An 18,847-nucleotide genomic window follows, 5' to 3' on the forward strand; every position below is an offset into this window, starting at 1 on the left:
GATGAACAGCTGGCAGAGCTGGCACCTTGGAGTGAAAAACTCCAATCTATCAAAAATCGCATGTGAATTATAGTGAATTACTCCAACTCGCAAAGGGCTGGGGTAATTTTAAATTTTACCGCGGTATTATTTGGCGGTTACGATATATGGTATAGCACAGGGGGCAAAACAGGAGAACAAGAATGAAGACCCGGAGCAATGAGCGGCTTTGCGCTCAGGCTCAAAAAGGGGACGAAAATGCCCGCAGCCTTCTTCTGGAAAAGAATTATGGATTTATTCGGCAGACTGCCGCTGAACTCTATCAGAGCATGAATCTGGGAGAAAGTGACCTTGGAATTGAGATGGATGATCTGACGCAGGAGGGCTGCATCGGCCTGCTGGATGCCATCTCACGCTTTGACAGCAGCAAGGGCATTAAGTTTCTGACCTATGCTGCGCCCTCCATCAAAAACACCATGACTGACCTGGTGCGCTCTGCCTTTGCACAGTATGAACAGCGAATGACCGACAAGAAAAACGGGCCGGGACTTCAGAAAGTCCTGCTGGATGAAATCCTGCCTGACGATGAACGGATGCTGCGGATTGAAGCCATTGCCAATCCCACAGCCAAATCCCCGGAGCAGATTTATCTTGACTGGGAGACAATGCGGGAGCTATATGAGGGATTGGAAAAGCTATCTGAGCGGGAGCAGACATATCTTCTGTATCGCTATGGCTTTACAGACGATACAGAGCATACGCTGATTGGGACGGCAATCCATTTCAGTCTCCGGGAGAGCCGGGCAAAGAAGCTGGAGGAAGAAGCCATGGACAATCTCTGGCTGGAGCTGCCGTGGTGGTTTTAGGGCGTGACGCTGTGGCGGGACAAGGTGCTGATGTACTGAATGGGTAAAATTTTTCTTCTGTGAGGTATTCAAAGGATATTTCCCTTTGCCGCCGCCTGCTCCGTTCCCGCCATGCGTTGATAGCCGCATAGCGTATCACGACTTTGCAAAAGCCGTTAAAAGTATACATGATGTGTTCCTTGTATGCTTTTGTGTAAGCCATAGAAAACTCCTCCTTTCTCCCACAAAGAGCATTGTGACTGGTTGATATTGCCTAAAAGCAAAGACAGGCGGGGCTGTCAATAGCGGACGTAGCCCGTTCATTTTACTGTGGACTAATATGTGTTGCATTTTTTTGCTTTCTTAATTCTGTTCCCACTAACACAATAGATAGCACAAACGCTGAAAAATCAGCAACAGGCCCCGCTAGCAATACTCCCATAATTCCGAAACGGAGCGGGAGCAGCAGGGTAAGCGGAATCAAGAAAAAGGTCTGCCTTGTTAATGCCAACAGAGCACCTTTTAACGCTTTTCCTATTGCGGTAAAAAAGCTGGAAGAAAGCAACTGCACACCATTTACCAACACCATGAAAAGATAGGTACGCATGAACAAAACAGCAAATTCAAAATACAGCTCGTCCCCGTCTCCGAATAGTGAAATGATAGATTGCGGGAAAAATTGAAATGCGATAAAAGCAATAATGGAAACAACGAGATTCCACTTTACTGCAAGCAGGTAAGCCTCCCGTACCCGATGATATTGCCTTGCTCCATAGTTGAAACCGATAATCGGCTGTGTCCCTTGCGAGATTCCTACAACAATCGCAAGGATTATGGCATTTGTTTTCATAACAATTCCGCAAGCTGCCAAGGGAATATCCGTTCCATATTTTGTTAATGCGCCGTAATAAGTCAACGAATTGTACTGAATGATTTGAATCACGGTAACTGCAATCTGATTTGAGCTGCTGCTTATCCCCATGCTGCAAATTTTCAGGCTTTCTTTAATGTCCAATAAAAACGACTCTTTTTCAAAATGGATTGTTTGGAAACGCCATAGATAACGGAGTGCGAGTATGAAAGAAAAAATTTGCCCAATAACCGTTGCCCAAGCTCCGCCGGCAATTCCCCAATCGCAAACAAAAATAAAAATGGGGTCAAGAATGGTATTGATAATAGCTCCCGCAACCATGCAGACCATTGAATACTTTGGTTTTCCATCTGCTCGAATCAAATTGCTCATACCATTCGTTACAATGAGAAACGGCATTCCAATCAATGTTATGCTGGCATACTGCTTTGCATATGGAAATACATCTGTCGTTGCCCCAAATGCCTTTAGGAGCAAAGACAGAAAAGTTTCTCCAACCAGCAAATAAATAATTCCGAAAATTCCCATCAGAACAATACCATTTCCCGCTGCTTTGGCGGCAGCTTTCGGCTCTTTGCGTCCAAGACAGAGGGAAACACGGGAAGCACTGCCAATTCCGACCAGTAGTGCAATGGCAAGGCAGATGGTAGAAAACGGGTAGGCAACATTGGTTGCTGCATTTCCCAAATAACCGACCCCTTGACCAATAAAAATCTGATCCACAATATTGTAGATTGAGCCGACAAGAGACGCCACAATACTGGGAACAGCAAAATTTTTCAACAGCTTTGAAATTTTTTCATAGCCTAGCGGATTTTCAGTCATTGAACTCCTCCCCCTTTCTCTCTATATGGAGTTCCGATGTGATATTTTTGCCCGCCTGTATTAAGAAATCCATAAAAAGATTCTGATCGGATTCGCTCATGCCCTGCAATAAAAGAGCTTCTGTCTTTTCGCATATCGTCTGTATCTCGTCAATAATAGACAATGCTCTTTCTGTAGGATACAATTTACATGTCCGCTTATCCTTATCATTGGGAGAGCGTGTAATCATTCCCTGCTTTTCCAATGTCGCAACCGTCCGTACAATATTGCTTGGATGAACATAGAACATATTCAACAAAGAATCTTGTAGAATACCGGGCGAACGACAGATTTTGATTAAGAACATATATTGACTGTTGTTGATTCCATAGGGGGCAAGCTGTTTGTCCAAATAGATTTTGTAAAATCGGTCTGTTACGGAAAGCCATTTTAATAGTTGCATAGATATATACCTCCAATCAGAAAGCATTATAGATCAATATGCTTGCGCACGCAAGTATTTTTTGAAAGTGCAAATATCAATACTTTTTCGGTCAACAAATATTTCCAAATTAAGGTATTGAATCCTTATCATGTTTTTGCAGATAAGTATGAGAGGGATTCCGCAGTAGTCGGCATTGTGGGAATGTGTATAACTGGCTGGCTTATGGAGTTGTGGGTAACTCTGTTTGCAGAATGTGGGAAAGCTGCACTTTAGCTTTTCCATGTTCTGTGAACAGAGTTATCCATGACGGAATAGCCTGTTATGCACATTTCCATAATGCTTTTCTTTTGGTCTTGCTCTTTGATTCTTTTGTTCGGAATAGTGTGGTGCTGGCGGTCTATCTCTTATTTTCGATTTCTTGCTTCTTTACCGTACATGAGCACTGGTGCTGGGCACAAAACAGCAGAAAACCACTGAACAGGGGCTTTATGACAAAGGCGAGCGCCCCAATGCCCTCATCGACTGGCCGGTGGATGCCCTGGACTACGAGCTGGTGGACATCTTCAACTGGCAGGAAGAAGCCGCCGGAATGATCTCCCAGATGGAGTTTGTCCGCCGGGTGGATGTGCAGACAGAGACCATCGAGCGGTATGTCCGGGACGGAATGCTGGTGCCCGATCTGGTGGTGCCCATGAGTGAGCACCGGACCTTCAAGTATTTCAAGGAGGAAACTTTACAGAAGTATGCGGAACAGTACGGCTGGACGCTGATCGACGACTCCAACCGCAAGGATTTGTTTTTGGATATGGTGCGGCAGATGGATATGAGCTACTCCTACAAACCGGTACTCCTCAAGGCGGTGCTGCTGTTTGCCGATGACAAGGGCCGGGTAAAACTCAGCGACATTGTCACCTACTTCCGGGAGTTCTACGAGGCCCGTCGGGCTGCTGGTCTGGTGGTGGAGAAGGCCAACAGCATCTACGCCAAGGGCAGCTACACCGATGCCCAGGCTCAGCGGAATATCCTGTCCAACCCTTTCAAGCGGTTTGAGGATATGCAGATGCTCCATCACACCAAGACCCTGGGCGTGATCCAGGTGGACGAGTCCGTCTGGAAGAAGCTGACCCGGGAGGAAAAGCAGGAGATTGAGCGGATCTGCGATGAGAAGCTGGAAGACTATTACCGGCGGTTTGAGTAATGCAAAGAGAGGGAATGAGCGATGAATGTCATCTGCTATGTATGGCGACTCCTTCACCTACGGCTATGACCCACGGAGCTATTTCGGTGGACGCTATGATGCAGACAGCCGGTGGGATGACATCTTGGCTACGAAAATCAGCTGGATAATCTACCGAGAGGGAAGATTCCGCCCATCTCTCCCGCCTTTCTTACCGGTACAGATCTGCTGATTGCACGGCAGCCGATAATCCGGGATATACACATGGTCAGCCGCCATCTCAATTTTTGGGTGTTGAGATGGCGGCCTTTTTGTGCCGAGAGATTTGGTTGTTATTGCAAAGCTATGTTTTAGTGAGCAGATTATATATCCCTTTTGCTCCCTCCGGCGGCACGAGAAAATCCTGCGCTTCACTTCGGATTTCCTCTCACCGCCTACATACGGACAGGCAGATTTCGCTCATGCTTCATTCAGCTTTTGCGTATTCAATTCGGCAAAATCCGCCTGTCCTGCTGTCACTGGAAAGTGTCTGTGCGGCCACAAACGCAGCCCCTTTCCAGCGCCAGCGGGAGCAAAAGGTATAACACACTAGACTTTCCGTGGAAAGTCGTGTGCCAACAGGGATGCTCTCGCCCCTATTGGAAACCCAGAGCCAAAGGAGCTGCGCCCCTCTGGACACCCGCATATTTTCCTCGCAAATGGTACCCAAACTGTAAAAATGCAGTTTGACGCCCTTGCTCAGAAAATACAAAACCGCTGCAACTTCATCCTGCATGGGGATGAAATTGCAGCGGTTTTTCTTTGTTGCAGATATCACTTCTTAATATTCACTGCAACATTTTCTGTAATACCTTCTTCGCCGGGCGATGACCTCCGGAAAATCCAGATCATACCAGAGCACACCAGATGCCCCGACACGATGTACACGGCTGTCCAGGCCGCACTCAATATGCAATACGAGAACCTCGGAATCCATTGCAATCAGCTTTCTGACCCATTCGTCAAAAACCCTTGCCCGCATTGCCATAAAGTAAGCCAGCCATTTTGACTTTGATTTTCTTCCCAACTGTACCGCATTTTCCGCCCATATCTTTTCAGCAGTCCTATCCTCAAGAATAATCCCCATTTGGCTGACCTTTGCCTTGCCGTACAGCGGAATATATAAAGTTTTATTTACATGATCCATATTGTCACAGGTTAATCCTTTCAAAATCACGCATTGCCCTCTGCATGGACATCAAGGTAAGTGCGGCATACAAACTCGCTCCAAGCAAAAGAACGCATATCTGCAAGTCAATATATGCAAATCCGAACGCATTCAGAGCCTCCATCCCTGGAATATGAAACAGCGTCTCTGCAATTCCTACAACCAAAAAGGCCGCAACAATAAAGATAACAAAGGGCTTTGCCAGTCGATAGGCGGTTTTGAAAAAGCCTCCAACAAAAATCCCGTTGAACAGCCCCAGAATCAGCAGCACGAAGCCAAGGTAAACTAGATTGGCATTCATCAGCGGATTGCTCCTGTAAACCGCCGCTTCAGATAGTACAGTCATACGAATCAGAGTGACAGCGGCAGTCAGCGCAAAATAGCAAAGTTGGACAAATCCGCAAAAGAGGTATTTCGCTCTGACCACATCTGCCTTGGCCACTGGCAGGAGCGCCGTATAAGTGATATCGTTTGCTTCTCTCGCCGCCTGGAAAGACTGGAACAGGCCGAGGCATAGGAAAAAGGCGCTGACCAGGATGGGATAACCAGGAACAAACGCCATCAAGCCAAAGATAATAAAAAGATAGGAAAGCGGCGAAGCTGCCAGCTTCATTTCTTTCTTCAACAGTCGTATCATACGCTGGCACCCCTTTCCATTCGCAAAATCGCTTGCTCTATGGTTTCGCCTGCTTCACAGCAGTTTTTCCGAAAATCCTCTTTTGGGTAGTTGGCTACAAGTTTTCCATCCCGAATATACAGAATATCGTCAGCACATTTCTCAATATCCGAGGTAATATGGGTGGAAAACAGGATAGAAACGCCCCGCTTTTTTAATTCTTCAAATATGTCAAGCAACTCATCACGGGAGAAAGGGTCAAGGCCGCTGGTTGGCTCATCCAAAATGAGAATCTCCGATTTATGAGATAGCGCCAGCAGCAGATTAAACTTCACCCGCATCCCTTCGGAGAGCTCAGCGGGCATCTTGTTCTCGTCCAGCGCAAACAAGGAGAGATATTCCCGATAGGTTTCTTCGTTCCATGTGTCAAAGAACATCCTTGTAACAGCAACGATGTCTTTTATTTTTCTCTTTGGATAGTAGTTGACTGCTCCCGTAGAATACCCGATCTGCTGCTTGATCTGCTTCTCGTGCCGGGCAAATGGCAGCCCGAAGTAACGAATCTCGCCGCCATCCGGATGGACAAGGCCCAGCATAGATTTGATGGTTGTGGTCTTACCGGCTCCATTTCGGCCAATGAATCCCACAATCCGTCCAGCATTCAACTGAAAAGACAGGTCAGACAGGGTAAAAGAAGGATAGGTTTTTCTCAGATTATTGATCTCACACAGAGGCATCTAATCTACCTCCTGTTCCGTTTCAAATACGGCTGTGGCAAATTGTGAAAACATGGTTTTTGGAGGGATGGCAATCCCCCGTTTTTCATCCCCCAGAAGCACCAGTGTATCTCCCGGATGAATATCAAATACTTCTCGTGCCTGTTTCGGTATCACAATCTGCCCCTTTTCTCCCACTGTGGCCGTCCAGGCGTATTTTCCTTTTGGCTTACCCATTATATTTCCTCCTCAAAAGTATGATTTGTATAACAAATTATACTTTACAGTCATGGCAGTGTCAACAGGCAACATAGCGTTTTCTCCACATGACAGAGAGGGCGAAGACACCTCACAAAGCGTCTTCACCCTCTCTGTCATAATATTCATATTCTCAAATCATCCCAAAATGCTTTAGCGCATCCATAATCGCCGCTTCCTTTTCCGGCGGACATTTTGGCACTTTGCCGTTTTCTTTCTTTGACAGGTTATAGTTCTGCCCCACATCCAGCCCGCATTTCCGCTTGACCTGGGAGATGTATAGGGAAGATACCTTCAGACCGGTATGCTCCAGCACATACGTCTTAATTTGCTCATAAGTCGCACCTTTCTGGAACCCGGACATATCCATATCTTCCAGAGAGAACTCTACACGAACCTTCTTCGAGTCGATTTCTCCCTTGGAAAGCAAGACAACCGTCTCCACATGCCCCGTTTCCAGGATGAATTTTTGTAGACATATCTACTTTTCCTTGGTAATCACACAGAATACAAGAAATAAAGGCTTTCCTGTGGTTTATATGCAGAAATTATATCATATTTTCACTCAGATTCCTATATATTATCCTATCCACGGTTGACAAATGGTTGACAGCGTCTACTCCTCTTACAATGTGTCACCCAGTTGGCAGCTACTCCCGGCCATTCGTCTTACATGCTGAACCGGCTGACAGTCCAATATTAGAAGGATTGGAAGGTCAGGTGACGAAATTCTTTCATCAGGTAAGGCGCAGATGCAAAGGCCGAGTGCTCAAAGTTGAGCCGTCCACTTCTAAAAATCGAGGAATCCCCCTTGCACCCCACCGCCAGATGTGCTATATTGATAATAGAAAAGGGAAAGCCAGAGACACACGGCCTACCCTCAAATAATTACGACAACTGTTTTACACAGCCGTTCACTATTGCGAGTAGTGGGCGGCTATTTTCTTCCCTTGAATATCTGATAAAGCAGACTTACAAGGGCTACAATGAATATTCCAATCTGAACCAAGTCCTGATATGTAACATACATTGGCTTGCCCTCCTTTCTTTCGTCTGGAGGGTTAGCCCCTCCGAAAATGGGAGGGTAGGCCGCCTTTATGCGCTCTGACTTTCCGTATTGCCAGTATAGCACATCTGTTCGGACTTCTCAATCATATTATTGGATTTTTACACTCCTGCAGTTCTTTCTGCTTCCCGGCCCTTCAGCAACAGTTTAAAGATATACAATGCCCTGCGACGGTAAGCATAGAAATCATCTTCTTTTATCGGAATATATCTGCCTTTCTTCATCATCCCTCTGTATCCGTATCCTGTTGTGAGAGAGGTAAATAACGCATCAGACAGGCCAGGATTGCTTTCTTCTGCGGAAAGCCTCACCAAGGCTGCGTTATCCGGATCGCCTGCCAGCTCTATCAATCTATCTGCTTCCTCTTTGGTAATGCCATAATCAAGCAACTTTAGACTTCTGGTACTCATATTATATCCCTCCTGTTTCTATGTTGTGCCTCCCGTCACAAGCCGGACGCCCACTCGCTTTTCTTCTGACTGCATATAAGGCAATGCCAATCGTGCAAATGTCTTTCCGTCAATCTGAAGATATACGTCACCAGAAGAACCGCTGTTTCCTGTCATTCCAGCTTCCAGAAGGGCTTCTTTCAACGCCTGCTTCATTGTAGACAGCGGCGAAACAATCTCTGTTTCCCGGTTATTGTCACCCAGGATTGCCGCAAATTCTCCGGCACGTGGAGGAACTACGGTTCCGGTTGCAAGGCGCGGTATGCTGTATGTCACGGCAGAGTAAGCAGCAGGTGGATAGGATACGGAATATACATTGCTGATATTTCTTTGCTGTGATGAGGTGCTGAACTTTGTTCCAAAAATGGAATCTATCGTTTTCTTTATTCCTTCAACAATATCCTCGATTATATTTACCGCTCCTTCTATAACCGAAACAATGCTTTCCCATATCCCTGAGAAAATATCTTTTACTCCTGTCCACGCCTTTTCCCAGTTTCCTGTGAAAACACCTGTAATAAAATCAATAAGCCCACTTAAAATATCAAACACTGTCCCGATAATCTCTGCTATAGTACCAAAAACATCCAAAAATATATTGCCTATTGTTTCTAAAACCGGAGCCACCACGGGATATACTTTTTCTGCTATCCATGACAGAAACGGCTGAAGGACTTCTTCCCACAATAATTTTATCGCATCAACCACCTTGCCGATGAACCTTAATGCCTTGTCAATCATTTCCCCAATCGGCCCGTTCATGACCTCTTTAAATTGATTGGCCAGCCTATCAAACACAGGTACGATATATTCATTATAACCATCCAGCAGCTTTTCCAAGATTTCAGTAAGCCCATTTTTTATAGATTCATATAACGGATGTATATGTTCATCATAAAGCTGAACAAAGCCATCCACTACCTTTCTTACTGTATCTGCAATGCTATCAATGACTGTTTTCACAGAACTGAGAAGATTGCTGATAATCAGCTTGATTCTGTCTGCATTCTCTGTAAAAGGTGTCAAAATCACTGCTAAAATATCTCTGGTATACTTTGCTGTCAGCTCAACAATGCCTCCGAAGACATCCATAAATATTTGTATAATTGAGCCTGTAATATCCTGAGCTGTTTGGGAAGAAAACACACTGAATACATCTGCAAAAGCAGCAAAGAACTTACCAAGTATATTGTTAATTTCATCCCCAATATCAAACATCCGGGACAGCCATGTTTTCAAACGCTCAGCATTGTTAGACAGGTAGCTTTCCATTCCTCCAACAAGATTTGCCGCTATCGTCAGCCCTATACTGGCTATTGAACCAGTCAGCTTTCCCATCATTTCAGCAAACGAATCAACAAACCGATTAGCAGAAGCCAGCACATCGGCATCTGTAAAAATGTCTTTGAAATGTGCCCCAATGCTTTGAAGATCCCGCGCCAGTTCATCCAAAACAGGCTTATAATTCCCCATTCCTTCCCAAAATCCTGTCTTAAAGATTTCTCCTATTTCAACAAGGCGATTTTTAATGTCATCTAAAGTTTCAGCGACATTATTCAATAGCGGGGATTCCGTCTTTCCTTCTTCCTGAAATACGCCAGATGAAACTCCACCACTCTCCGCTATAGCATTCGCGTTTTCCTCAGTCTCAAACTGAAGCACATTCAGCTCATCAAATGGAGCCAGAGCCCCTTTTACCTCTTTATTTGCATTTTTTACGCTATCTGCAAATTCCTCAGCGCCTTCTGCCGCTCCCTCATATCCCGCCTGAACGTTTGAAAGCTCCTCTGTATTTTGGAGGATACCCACATCGGCAGGCTTTTGCACACTTGCTCCCGCAGACTTTTTCCCCATAATCAATTCCGTAAAATCTTTAAAAGCCGTTGTCGCCACAGAGAGTTTTTCAAGAAATACATTGATAGCTTTAATAATAGGCGTAAACAAATTTATAAGGCCTTGTCCTATTGTAGCCTTCAGTGACTGGATCCTTAGCTCAAATATTCTCGTCTGATTGGCCCAGGAATCTGATGTTCTGGCAAAATCCCCGCTGGCTGCTGAAAGCTGATCCTGCACAAACCGAAAACGCAGAGCCACTTTCTCCTGCTCCGTCATCTCATCTGTAGTTTTTCCGATTCCATTGGCCAAAGCATATTGATCCAGAGCAGCCTGCGTCATAACAACGCCCAGGTCCTTTAAAGTTTCTGTTTCCCCAGTAAATACGCTTTTTAACTTGGTGTAAGCTTCTTCCTGCGATAAATTATAAAAAGATGCCACATCTCCCGTCAGGCCCGTTAAAGCTGTTGCCATATCATAGGCAGCTTCTTCTGAATATCCAAAGGATTTTGCCATACTTCCAAATGTACCAACGTATCTCTTTGCCATTGTTTCAGACAACCCAAAGGAATCCGCCGCTTTCCTTGCAAACTCCTCAATCTGCTTGGTCATCGCCGGAAATGTAACATCCACAACGTTCTGCACTTCCTGCAAATCCGATCCAAGTTCCAGGCATTCTTTTCCAAACTGCACCACCTGTTTAACCGCAAATACTGCCGCTATCGCAGCACCTACTTTCTTTGCAGTTCCACCCAGTTTAGATATAGAATTCTGTACCTCCCCGACCTTTCTTGTCATGGAAGTTTTCAGATTGTTTATTCCGGCTTCTACGCCGTCTGAATTAATTCTGGTATCGATAACGATACTTCCATCAGATTTCATCATTCCGTCATATTCCTATCTGCAAAAATAAGAGCCGCTAACCTGCATTCAGCAAGCTAACGGCTCCACTCAGCCCTTAATAAGTACCATTTTACTTATCGTCTTGATATGTAATTTTTTTGTTTACCTCAAGAACTATTATTCCGTCCTTCCTTTGTTTAACTTCCGCAGTATTCCCCCGCTTTAATATTTCCCGAATGGCCTTAAGCATAAGTTCATCCTTCATACTCTTGTTTGCCCCTCCAGGAACGGGTATTTCTTCCCCTTTAATGCCGCTTCTTTATAGGCTCCAGTATATTTTTCAGTTCTTTTCTCTATGCTTTTTGCTGCTTCATTCAGCTTTTCTTTTACAGCCTCCAATGCTGCTTCTAAAAATACTTCAAATAAAAAGCGATTGTCCTTACCAACTAAAGACAAAGGAGACTGTCTGCCAAATGCCGCCTCCGCTACATCAGCGTTGAAAATATAGTTCAGCTTTTGATTGATGGATTCATTAAATTCCTGCAGTCTCTTTACGCTTTCTGCCAGGGAAAACTCCTGCGTTTCTACCGGACTTCCATCTGCTCTGACCTCAATTCCTGAAATACCAGCGCTTTCCTCTCTTAATTCTTTCATGCTTTTCTCAAAGCGTGCCAAGATATTTCCGTCTTTAGGATTAATACGGATAACCCGCTCTGGATCATTATTAATTGTAAATACCTCAAATCCATCCTCAAAACTAATATTGGCCATTTTCAGCATTCCTCCTCATCATTTTATATTGATCTCGTATTGCCGATAGTCTCTTTTCCTCCTCAGCCATACTTCCGCACATAACATCCAATCCAGAATGCATGATTTCTCTTTGCTGTTTTGCTATACCTGGCAAAATCTCCAATGCCTTCTCACATTTACATATACAGTCCTTAATCACGGATATCTGTCTTTTCATTCTCTATTTCTCCTAACTTTTCACAAATCGCCGCCAGCTCACACACAACCACAAATAATAAAATCCCTACAACTATCATACTGTCCTCCTAATCTGCATTAGGACGCACCAGAAGAGCCTGGAGGCTTGCTATAGCCTTTTCTGCCATCTCATCAAATCTGGCCTGATATGACGGAATCACACCTTTGTCACGAATAGCCAAGACCGCCAATTCCCGGATGCTCTTGAAATATTCCAACTCCTTCCGGCCGCGCTGGTTAGCATAGTGTCCTAATACTGACACCAATTCAGAACGCAGATTATTATTTTCAGCATACTGAGCGAGCATCCGGAGCATAGTGGGATTGTCCGTATATCCGGAAATCAGGCGGTCAAACTCAGCTTCATTAAATGGGAAACCAGCATCAAGCAGTTTCATCGTAGTATCGTCAATCCTGCTTCCGTTAGGGCCGTAGAAATCGTCCAAATGCTCCTGAAGCTGTTCCTGCACCTTGTCCAATGCCTCATTCATTTCGGTATGCAAATCTGCAATGGCCGTTTTAAAATCTTCCTCAGCTCGCAGATATGAAGCTTTCCACTCAGCTCTACCCAACTCGCTGATGCTTTTATCATTTGTTACTCGTTTCCAATCATTTCGCGCTTTCTCCACAGTCCCACGAAGGTTCTGAGCCTTATTGCCCATGTCCCCCTGGATCTTTCTCAAATCATCCACATATCCGGTAAAATCCTGATGTTTCATAGTTTTGTATTCCTTTCTGCCGTCTTTGGCTGAATAATATTTCTTAATTTCCTCTTTTACTTGCTCTACAATTTCCCGACACTTCTTCTGCCATTCTGGATGCTTTGCATAATCCTTTGAATCAGCGGCTATTTCCACCGCTTTAAACGACGCGTTTTTCCAGTCCGGTGCAATGTCATATCGCCGCGCAGTGATCTTTTCATATAATTCTTCATCTACCACAATCCCTGCCAGTATTCTGTTCATAAAATATGTTCTCCTTTTTCGTTGATTCTCGGCAAATCATTAACGATAGCCACCTTCGCACCACACTGGCGCATATACGCTCCCAGGTCCGCAATAAGTTCTCCGCCGATATAATACTGTCCATTGTAGAATCGAGGAAAGACAACAAATTTCCGTTTTTTCTGTTCCTCTGCATCTTCCAGCTTTCTTATTCTTTGTTCTAAATTCATTCTGTCTCCTCTAAATACCGCGGAAGCTCCATGTCTGAGGTAAACGGGCCAACACCTTTGCCATTTCCCGGCCCTCATCCGTTTGATATAACCAGGCAATCTCCGGATATTGCTCCATGTCCCGACTTCTAAACCTTTCTTTTTGCTCCTGCGTGTACAATTTGCCTGTCTGCGTGAAAACATGCATCCATTCAACGCACATTCCCATACTAACCTGAACATACAATTTCTTTTTAAATTCTTCATCCGCCAGATCAACAGCTTCTCTCAAAGGCAAATACTCTAAGACTTTTGGCGACTGATAAAGCCCTTCCGGATAATACTTTATAATCGTTTCATCTTTTGCCATCGACCAGGGAGCCAGAACCATAAAAGGCTCATGCCGTTTCTTTTCTTTTTGGCGAAGTGCCATTCGACTTTCTAACAATTTAATTCTCTTTTCAAGTCCAGTCATAATTCCCTCATCGGTACATATCCATCCAGCAAGGCATCCAGGTCTTTCAAACTATTCCCCTGTACTATGCGAAATGGAAATATACATTCTCTGTCTTTCACCGGATCTGCAAGCTCATCCGGAGCACAAGTCAGAAATTCTTTTACATTCATTTTTCTCTCAGTCCCATCAGCCATAGGAACTGCTAAAATTAAACTTTGAGGAGCCTGTTTCTCCAGCGCCTCGATTCTTGCATATAAAGACTTCATATCACACCCCTGAAATCAGTCAATTATTCCTCTTTGCTCTGCCTTTCCAGTGCCTCAACCCGCTCTGCCAGGTCCGCTGTCTCTGTCCAGGACTTACACTGCGACATCATAATCTGAATAGCGTTTACCCTTATCTGAGGCGAAATATCATCATTATTGATGATGCGGTTCAGTACATTCACACAGTCTGTCAAAGACTGCTGCATCTTCTGGACACTCCGACGGATTATCTGCACTCTACGCTGATTCAGTATATCCTGAAATTGTGGATCGTCCCGGTACCTTGTGACCGTATTCCTGCTGAGGCCTGTTGCCCGCATAATATCAGAAATCTTATCATACTCCAGAAAAGCCGCTATGAGGTCTTCTGTAAACACTCGTTTTCTTGCCACTCAATCAACCTGCTTTCACCTTTCCAATAGCCGCCAGGACTTCATTTCTACGTTTTTCCGGAAGTTCATGACGCATCATCCGATAAAATGTACTTTCCGCCACTCCCAATTTATCAGCCACCTGCCAACAATAAATACCGCACCTTTTCATTTCCCGGCGAATCATTTCATTACACATAGCCTGTCTCCTTCCTTCAACTTCTGCAACTGCTTCTACTATTATTTATTTTACACCAAATTTTTCAGCCACCTCTCCCCACATTTAACGCAAAAACAGAGCCAGATTTCCACTACTCTAAGTAGGTTCTGGCTCTGCGTCTTGCGTCCGGCTCTATAATATTTACTTTCCCTGATATGCCGCCGGGTTCGGGTGTTGGCGCACCGTTCCCCGGCTCATAAAAGGTTATTTTCTGCAGATAAACTGGATCACGTTCAATATCAGGCTGGCTATTGCCACCACCATCCAGGCATTCCGTTGTCTCTTTATTTGGCTGATTACATCTGAAGCAAGCATAGCATCACTTCCTTTCCGTGGTTATTACGATTTTCACAAGAATAACTACAATCCCCATTTGCTCTTCAGACTGTTCAATACCTTCATTTCCTCGGAGGTATCTTTATCCGGATTACTGTCTGGATGGAACGCTTTGGACAAAGTACGATAAAATTTTTTCAGGATGGCCTTGTCATCCGTTGTGTAGCCCCCAAACACTTCATTATCATATCCCCCGTAGTTATCGCTGTTATTTTCCCAATACCTACGGCTGTTTTCACGGCTCTGGCGTTCATACTCAGCCTGTTCCTTTCTCCTGGTCTGTATCTTTTGTAAATATTCTGGATTCCTCAGCTTTCCAAAAACATCAAAGCAGCGGTCATACACATCGCGGCTCACACCATATTCCTCTGCAAACGCTTCTTTCTGCTTCCTATATTCATCAATAACTCGTCGATGCTTCTCTCTGGCCACATATTCCTCTGTATTTGAATATTCTTCCATCACCCGGTCAATAATTGGCTGGAACTTTTTATAAACCATATCCACCAATTCATTTTCCGATATCCCCAAGGCCACCGCTTTATCATTCAGAGAGCAACAGTCACCAATCCATCCTCCTAAATCAACAATGTCATAATACCTAACAGTACAGATAACCGTCTGCTTCTTCCTGACTTTTCCGGCCTCCCTATAGCTTTGATGAATACTGATCCGGAATGAATTTTTCACAGGGCGCTCAAATCGTTCACTGCTATAATTATAGCCGTAAAATATGTATTCCTCGCCGTTTAATGTGAGCCTCGTCTCATGGACTTCTATGGTCCGTGGCTCCCCTTTGGAAGCCTTACGGACAGCTACTTCTTGTATCACGCAAAACATTATTTTTCTCCTGTGGTTACTACATTATCTTAATTGATAACCACAATTCCGTTTTTCTTGTGTCAATCGTTTGTACTTCTCGTCCGACATCATCTTGACGCCCAAATGAGGAACCATATTACCTTCTCCATCTTTCTCATATCCTACAATCGGGAAGCGCAGCGGCTTAGAACTTCCTTTCGGAGCCAGACCCACGACCTCCGCAACGCTGGGACAATACATTTCCATAAACTGCATTCCGTTTTCTTCAATAAGATTAAAGTTCATCATGCCATCGTGCCTTTCTTTCCCTTCAGATTACAAAGCATTTCCGTTGCTTGCTTAATTTCTGCTTCACTCAAATTAACAGCCATCTTCATAAACTCAAATAAGTGGGGCTTTCCTTTAAGTTCACACTCAATATTATTATTCTTTATAAAGTTCCTCATTTCATATTCCTTCCTGCCGGAATATATGCTACTATGTAAGTGGTTTTATTGTGTAGCTCCGGCTATGCCGCCCCTGCCAGTGTTGGCGCACTGGCAAGGGCATTTTTCTTATTTCCCATTCTTTCCTGCTTCTCTTTCCATGCACCGCCGCACTGACCGGGCGTTCTGTACGGCCATCCAGTCATACTTTTCCACGTATCCACCAATGAGCAGCCTCGGCTTCCCTTCATCATCGTCCACACAGCCCGCCAGAGCCTCCAGATTCTCCGAAATGCTCTCCAGATTCCCATTCATACAGGACAGCTCCTGTATCAGCTCGTCCAGCTTCTCTAAAAGTTTCTCGTCCATAAAAATCTCCTTTCCGGCCGCAGATAACGCGGCATTATATAACTTCTTTGCTGTCCAGCCATTCTCTCTGCCAGCGGAACGCTTCTTCCAGACTCTCCGGTTCATGGTCATTTTCACGAATGTAATTTTCTACTGCGCCTTCTGCCGCAATCCGCTGCCATTCTTCATCTGACATCCATGCAATTCCCAGAAGCGGGACATCAACTCCCAACTTCTGTGAATGCACCGTTCCGATTACTTCACAATTCTCAAACATTTTCTTTTTCCTCCTGTAAATTTTAATGAAAGCCTGAAGAAATTTCCCGCTTACTCGGGGATAGCTCTTATACATACTGAGAAAATCCACCAGTACGGTGTGAACCCTGATAAATACTGGCTTTATCGTACTCGTTGGCATCCCCTAGTACGTACTATTCGTTCTATCGTACTCGTTGATGAGCCTCTATTACGCTCAACCCCTATAAATTAAGGGATTTTAACGTACTCGTTGATTTTCTCAGGGGCTTTAAGAGACATAAAATATTTTTTAGGATTAAATCCTACAGACCAAACATGTGTTAAATTGTCTTTTTTAAGAACCGCCTTTGCATTCTTTAAAGCGTTTTCGCTAATTCCGTTTGCAACGGCTAATCCATCTAACTCAGGAATCTCTATCTGCTTCCGCTCCCTAAGTGTATCAATAATAAAATCCTTTGCATCTTCAATCACTGGCCTTATATTCCGTTCCCTCGCTTCAGCCTGAATAAATTCCCTATCTCTCTTGGTTGAATAACATTTAAAGGTCGGTACGCATTCATCAAGCGAAAATAAGACAGTATCACTCAGTTTCCCGTAATTTGATTTTTCCTGAGATATGTACCGGATACCTTCATCTGGTGTAGTTCCCACCATAAGAACAGATCTGGACGCATCCCAAATATCGGAGCTGTCTGCAATCCTCTTTCTTCCCCATACTCCTGACTGTTTATTTGCATGAGCGATAATAATTGACGTGACCTTGTACTGTCCACCATATCCAATTAATGGAGAAAAGCATTTTCTCATAGCATTCCTATCACCCATTTTCAAATTAGCCGGAATGAATGCCTGCAAAGGGTCAAACACAATAACGCTCGGTCGATTCTCCTCGATAATCCCTTTCAATAAGTCACCATTAAAATTCAGATCAACAAATCTTTCATCCTCTGGTGACAGAAAACTGATTTTGTCAAGGTCTGCACCATTGGCTTCAAGCCGGGCCCTAAGAACATATGACCAGGAATCTTCTGCCGACAACACCAAAACATCTTCCGGCGGGCTGGTGAATGGGATCTGCTCACTCAAAAGAAATGAATTCCTCCCTGAAGTGATATTGGCTACAATCGAACACCAGATAGAGGTCTTTCCAACTCCACCCTCTCCGGCTATTGTGGTTATTCCGTATCTGGGAATATATCCTGGAATCAGCCATTCTGGATTTTTTATAATAACGCTACTTGCTTTTTCCAGACTAAACTTCATCGGCTGTTTTGCCACCCTGAATTCACCTTTGTCAAGGACTGCCTTGTATGGCGCAGTTCCTTTCTGATACCGCTTCAAAGCCGGGAAAACCGTCTTTTCCATTTCTTCATCTGTAAGCGGCGGCACACAGCGCGTATTATTTTCTGCCTGGACTGCGGCGCGTATAGCTTCATCAGAAAGCCCTTTGGCCTGCTGGCTGCATACCAGCCTAACGAGAGTGTCTGTCCTCTGCCCCTCCGGTATTGCCTCCGGCATCTGAAAGCCTACCGCTTTTGATTCAGAGGGTGGACCAGAAAGGAATTCCTTCACTTTATCATCAGCCTGTGCGATCTGATACTCGTCCGGCCCCTGCTCCCATTCGTATCTCTTTCCGCTTTCATGTAAAGATGGCGGCGCTACAATATAGCCATTTTCACCCCTAATATCAACACCATCATATAATCCGGCTCTATTAGAGTGCTTTTCGGAATCCCGAAAGAAGATATGATATCCACCGCGCCCTGTTATGCTTTGCAGAGTATCAGGAAGATTTCCATGCTCCCTCTGCCAGTCTTTCAGCATTTCATAGCCATTAATGCCTCTGTCTTCATCAATGTCCAGATCTACAACCACAAGGCCGCCGGATCTGCTTCCTGTGGCTATTCCAATGTTCGCATCCGGACAGCTATCCCACCACTGGTTAATCATCTCTGCATTCGTTGTAGCATCCAGAACGCCGTGAGCTGTCATAGGTTCTTTCCCTGGCTTTTTCTGACCGGGCAGGCGCGGAGGTTTTAATGGAATTACTGCAAAACCCTGAGCTGCGTAATAAAGCGCCCATTCTTTCATT

General features: G+C 44.6%; 25 protein-coding genes and 2 pseudogenes. 2 read left to right on the top strand and 25 right to left on the bottom strand.

Features of this window, described 5'->3' with window-relative positions; genetic code table 11:
• Positions 1-182: 182 nt before the first annotated feature.
• Positions 183-845: a sigma-70 family RNA polymerase sigma factor gene (locus B5E77_RS04925; RefSeq protein ID WP_087164272.1), complete on the top strand. Its 663-nt coding sequence runs from the start codon at positions 183-185 to the stop codon at positions 843-845.
• Between the two features lie 28 nt (positions 846-873).
• Here B5E77_RS04925 and B5E77_RS17610 read toward each other — a convergent pair.
• The 3 genes and pseudogenes from B5E77_RS17610 to B5E77_RS04940 form a co-directional block, all read right to left on the bottom strand.
• Positions 874-1,047: pseudogene (locus B5E77_RS17610) on the bottom strand (sigma-70 family RNA polymerase sigma factor); the annotation flags it as partial.
• A 102-nt stretch (positions 1,048-1,149) separates the two neighbouring features.
• Positions 1,150-2,520: an MATE family efflux transporter gene (locus tag B5E77_RS04935; RefSeq protein WP_087164273.1), complete on the bottom strand. Its 1,371-nt coding sequence runs from the start codon at positions 2,518-2,520 to the stop codon at positions 1,150-1,152.
• A complete protein-coding gene (locus B5E77_RS04940; protein ID WP_008980718.1) occupies positions 2,513-2,962 on the bottom strand; it encodes a MarR family winged helix-turn-helix transcriptional regulator in 450 nt (149 codons plus the stop codon). Before B5E77_RS04940 ends, B5E77_RS04935 begins: the two co-directional genes overlap by 8 nt.
• A 427-nt stretch (positions 2,963-3,389) precedes the next feature.
• Here B5E77_RS04940 and B5E77_RS04945 point away from each other — a divergent pair, with 427 nt between their 5' ends.
• The gene (locus tag B5E77_RS04945) at positions 3,390-4,142 is read left to right on the top strand and encodes a hypothetical protein (RefSeq protein ID WP_204248020.1); all 753 of its coding nucleotides are present in this window, start codon (positions 3,390-3,392) and stop codon (positions 4,140-4,142) included.
• 799 nt (positions 4,143-4,941) lie between these two features.
• On the opposite strand, the gene B5E77_RS04955 is transcribed toward B5E77_RS04945, so the two are convergent.
• The 22 genes and pseudogenes from B5E77_RS04955 to B5E77_RS05045 all read right to left on the bottom strand — a co-directional run bounded on the left by B5E77_RS04955 (position 4,942) and on the right by B5E77_RS05045 (position 18,846).
• Entirely contained in the window at positions 4,942-5,337 is a 396-nt protein-coding gene (locus B5E77_RS04955) for a class I SAM-dependent methyltransferase (RefSeq protein ID WP_087308378.1), read from the bottom strand.
• Positions 5,312-5,965 (bottom strand): ABC-2 transporter permease, encoded by a 654-nt coding sequence (locus B5E77_RS04960; protein WP_087164275.1) that lies wholly within the window; start codon positions 5,963-5,965, stop codon positions 5,312-5,314. The genes B5E77_RS04955 and B5E77_RS04960 overlap by 26 nt, the downstream gene beginning before the upstream one ends.
• Positions 5,962-6,681: an ABC transporter ATP-binding protein gene (locus tag B5E77_RS04965; protein ID WP_087164276.1), complete on the bottom strand. Its 720-nt coding sequence runs from the start codon at positions 6,679-6,681 to the stop codon at positions 5,962-5,964. Before B5E77_RS04965 ends, B5E77_RS04960 begins: the two co-directional genes overlap by 4 nt.
• Positions 6,682-6,897 carry an AbrB/MazE/SpoVT family DNA-binding domain-containing protein gene (locus B5E77_RS04970; RefSeq protein WP_087164277.1) on the bottom strand — a complete coding sequence of 72 codons (216 nt, stop codon included), beginning with the start codon at positions 6,895-6,897 and terminating at the stop codon, positions 6,682-6,684.
• Positions 6,898-7,051: 154 nt separating this feature from the next.
• Positions 7,052-7,264 (bottom strand): annotated as a pseudogene (locus B5E77_RS04975) (23S rRNA (uracil-5-)-methyltransferase RumA); the annotation flags it as partial.
• Between the two features lie 821 nt (positions 7,265-8,085).
• Positions 8,086-8,394 (bottom strand): hypothetical protein, encoded by a 309-nt coding sequence (locus tag B5E77_RS04980; RefSeq protein WP_087164279.1) that lies wholly within the window; start codon positions 8,392-8,394, stop codon positions 8,086-8,088.
• An 18-nt stretch (positions 8,395-8,412) separates the two neighbouring features.
• Positions 8,413-11,151, bottom strand: coding sequence for a hypothetical protein (locus B5E77_RS04985; protein ID WP_242963619.1), 2,739 nt, complete (start codon positions 11,149-11,151; stop codon positions 8,413-8,415).
• An 88-nt stretch (positions 11,152-11,239) separates the two neighbouring features.
• Positions 11,240-11,374, bottom strand: coding sequence for a hypothetical protein (locus tag B5E77_RS17395; protein ID WP_275532752.1), 135 nt, complete (start codon positions 11,372-11,374; stop codon positions 11,240-11,242).
• Complete coding sequence (locus tag B5E77_RS04990; RefSeq protein WP_087164280.1) at positions 11,371-11,880, bottom strand: hypothetical protein; 510 nt, start codon at positions 11,878-11,880, stop codon at positions 11,371-11,373. The genes B5E77_RS17395 and B5E77_RS04990 overlap by 4 nt, the downstream gene beginning before the upstream one ends.
• Positions 11,867-12,079: a hypothetical protein gene (locus B5E77_RS04995; RefSeq protein ID WP_087164281.1), complete on the bottom strand. Its 213-nt coding sequence runs from the start codon at positions 12,077-12,079 to the stop codon at positions 11,867-11,869. The genes B5E77_RS04990 and B5E77_RS04995 overlap by 14 nt, the downstream gene beginning before the upstream one ends.
• Before the next feature lie 88 nt (positions 12,080-12,167).
• Positions 12,168-13,064 carry a hypothetical protein gene (locus B5E77_RS05000; RefSeq protein WP_087164282.1) on the bottom strand — a complete coding sequence of 299 codons (897 nt, stop codon included), beginning with the start codon at positions 13,062-13,064 and terminating at the stop codon, positions 12,168-12,170.
• Positions 13,061-13,273 carry a hypothetical protein gene (locus tag B5E77_RS05005; RefSeq protein ID WP_087164283.1) on the bottom strand — a complete coding sequence of 71 codons (213 nt, stop codon included), beginning with the start codon at positions 13,271-13,273 and terminating at the stop codon, positions 13,061-13,063. Before B5E77_RS05005 ends, B5E77_RS05000 begins: the two co-directional genes overlap by 4 nt.
• A 10-nt stretch (positions 13,274-13,283) precedes the next feature.
• Positions 13,284-13,727: a hypothetical protein gene (locus tag B5E77_RS05010; RefSeq protein WP_087164284.1), complete on the bottom strand. Its 444-nt coding sequence runs from the start codon at positions 13,725-13,727 to the stop codon at positions 13,284-13,286.
• Positions 13,724-13,975 (bottom strand): hypothetical protein, encoded by a 252-nt coding sequence (locus B5E77_RS05015; RefSeq protein WP_087164285.1) that lies wholly within the window; start codon positions 13,973-13,975, stop codon positions 13,724-13,726. Before B5E77_RS05015 ends, B5E77_RS05010 begins: the two co-directional genes overlap by 4 nt.
• Before the next feature lie 23 nt (positions 13,976-13,998).
• Positions 13,999-14,367, bottom strand: coding sequence for a hypothetical protein (locus B5E77_RS05020; RefSeq protein WP_087164286.1), 369 nt, complete (start codon positions 14,365-14,367; stop codon positions 13,999-14,001).
• Between the two features lie 4 nt (positions 14,368-14,371).
• Complete coding sequence (locus B5E77_RS16975) at positions 14,372-14,545, bottom strand: DUF1492 domain-containing protein (protein ID WP_162609647.1); 174 nt, start codon at positions 14,543-14,545, stop codon at positions 14,372-14,374.
• A 381-nt stretch (positions 14,546-14,926) separates the two neighbouring features.
• On the bottom strand, positions 14,927-15,742 hold the full coding sequence (locus B5E77_RS05025) for a hypothetical protein (RefSeq protein ID WP_087164287.1): 816 nt from the start codon (positions 15,740-15,742) through the stop codon (positions 14,927-14,929).
• Positions 15,743-15,766: 24 nt separating this feature from the next.
• Positions 15,767-16,012, bottom strand: coding sequence for a hypothetical protein (locus B5E77_RS05030; protein ID WP_087164288.1), 246 nt, complete (start codon positions 16,010-16,012; stop codon positions 15,767-15,769).
• The gene (locus B5E77_RS16980) at positions 16,009-16,170 is read right to left on the bottom strand and encodes a hypothetical protein (RefSeq protein ID WP_162609648.1); all 162 of its coding nucleotides are present in this window, start codon (positions 16,168-16,170) and stop codon (positions 16,009-16,011) included. The genes B5E77_RS05030 and B5E77_RS16980 overlap by 4 nt, the downstream gene beginning before the upstream one ends.
• 108 nt (positions 16,171-16,278) lie before the next feature.
• Entirely contained in the window at positions 16,279-16,518 is a 240-nt protein-coding gene (locus B5E77_RS05035; protein WP_087164289.1) for a hypothetical protein, read from the bottom strand.
• Between the two features lie 34 nt (positions 16,519-16,552).
• A complete protein-coding gene (locus B5E77_RS05040; protein ID WP_087164290.1) occupies positions 16,553-16,774 on the bottom strand; it encodes a hypothetical protein in 222 nt (73 codons plus the stop codon).
• Positions 16,775-16,983: 209 nt separating this feature from the next.
• Complete coding sequence (locus B5E77_RS05045; RefSeq protein ID WP_087164291.1) at positions 16,984-18,846, bottom strand: bifunctional DNA primase/polymerase; 1,863 nt, start codon at positions 18,844-18,846, stop codon at positions 16,984-16,986.
• Position 18,847 lies beyond the last annotated feature (1 nt).

Source organism: Lachnoclostridium sp. An131 (genome assembly GCF_002160825.1).
Lineage (GTDB): Bacteria > Bacillota > Clostridia > Lachnospirales > Lachnospiraceae > Laedolimicola.

What these genes read in the sequence shown, in the direction of transcription:
- B5E77_RS04925 (WP_087164272.1), top strand. Translation starts at nt 183, where the DNA reads ATGAAGACCCGGAGCAATGAGCGGCTTTGCGCTCAGGCTCAAAAAGGG.
- B5E77_RS05025 (WP_087164287.1), bottom strand. Translation starts at nt 15,742, where the DNA reads ATGTTTTGCGTGATACAAGAAGTAGCTGTCCGTAAGGCTTCCAAAGGG.
- B5E77_RS04970 (WP_087164277.1), bottom strand. Translation starts at nt 6,897, where the DNA reads ATGGGTAAGCCAAAAGGAAAATACGCCTGGACGGCCACAGTGGGAGAA.
- B5E77_RS04990 (WP_087164280.1), bottom strand. Translation starts at nt 11,880, where the DNA reads ATGGCCAATATTAGTTTTGAGGATGGATTTGAGGTATTTACAATTAAT.
- B5E77_RS04935 (WP_087164273.1), bottom strand. Translation starts at nt 2,520, where the DNA reads ATGACTGAAAATCCGCTAGGCTATGAAAAAATTTCAAAGCTGTTGAAA.
- B5E77_RS05000 (WP_087164282.1), bottom strand. Translation starts at nt 13,064, where the DNA reads ATGAACAGAATACTGGCAGGGATTGTGGTAGATGAAGAATTATATGAA.
- B5E77_RS04960 (WP_087164275.1), bottom strand. Translation starts at nt 5,965, where the DNA reads ATGATACGACTGTTGAAGAAAGAAATGAAGCTGGCAGCTTCGCCGCTT.
- B5E77_RS16975 (WP_162609647.1), bottom strand. Translation starts at nt 14,545, where the DNA reads ATGTGTAATGAAATGATTCGCCGGGAAATGAAAAGGTGCGGTATTTAT.
- B5E77_RS05010 (WP_087164284.1), bottom strand. Translation starts at nt 13,727, where the DNA reads ATGACTGGACTTGAAAAGAGAATTAAATTGTTAGAAAGTCGAATGGCA.
- B5E77_RS04940 (WP_008980718.1), bottom strand. Translation starts at nt 2,962, where the DNA reads ATGCAACTATTAAAATGGCTTTCCGTAACAGACCGATTTTACAAAATC.
- B5E77_RS05035 (WP_087164289.1), bottom strand. Translation starts at nt 16,518, where the DNA reads ATGGACGAGAAACTTTTAGAGAAGCTGGACGAGCTGATACAGGAGCTG.
- B5E77_RS17395 (WP_275532752.1), bottom strand. Translation starts at nt 11,374, where the DNA reads ATGAAGGATGAACTTATGCTTAAGGCCATTCGGGAAATATTAAAGCGG.
- B5E77_RS04995 (WP_087164281.1), bottom strand. Translation starts at nt 12,079, where the DNA reads ATGAAAAGACAGATATCCGTGATTAAGGACTGTATATGTAAATGTGAG.
- B5E77_RS04985 (WP_242963619.1), bottom strand. Translation starts at nt 11,151, where the DNA reads ATGATGAAATCTGATGGAAGTATCGTTATCGATACCAGAATTAATTCA.
- B5E77_RS05040 (WP_087164290.1), bottom strand. Translation starts at nt 16,774, where the DNA reads ATGTTTGAGAATTGTGAAGTAATCGGAACGGTGCATTCACAGAAGTTG.
- B5E77_RS04965 (WP_087164276.1), bottom strand. Translation starts at nt 6,681, where the DNA reads ATGCCTCTGTGTGAGATCAATAATCTGAGAAAAACCTATCCTTCTTTT.
- B5E77_RS05030 (WP_087164288.1), bottom strand. Translation starts at nt 16,012, where the DNA reads ATGATGAACTTTAATCTTATTGAAGAAAACGGAATGCAGTTTATGGAA.
- B5E77_RS04980 (WP_087164279.1), bottom strand. Translation starts at nt 8,394, where the DNA reads ATGAGTACCAGAAGTCTAAAGTTGCTTGATTATGGCATTACCAAAGAG.
- B5E77_RS05005 (WP_087164283.1), bottom strand. Translation starts at nt 13,273, where the DNA reads ATGAATTTAGAACAAAGAATAAGAAAGCTGGAAGATGCAGAGGAACAG.
- B5E77_RS05045 (WP_087164291.1), bottom strand. Translation starts at nt 18,846, where the DNA reads ATGAAAGAATGGGCGCTTTATTACGCAGCTCAGGGTTTTGCAGTAATT.
- B5E77_RS16980 (WP_162609648.1), bottom strand. Translation starts at nt 16,170, where the DNA reads ATGAGGAACTTTATAAAGAATAATAATATTGAGTGTGAACTTAAAGGA.
- B5E77_RS05015 (WP_087164285.1), bottom strand. Translation starts at nt 13,975, where the DNA reads ATGAAGTCTTTATATGCAAGAATCGAGGCGCTGGAGAAACAGGCTCCT.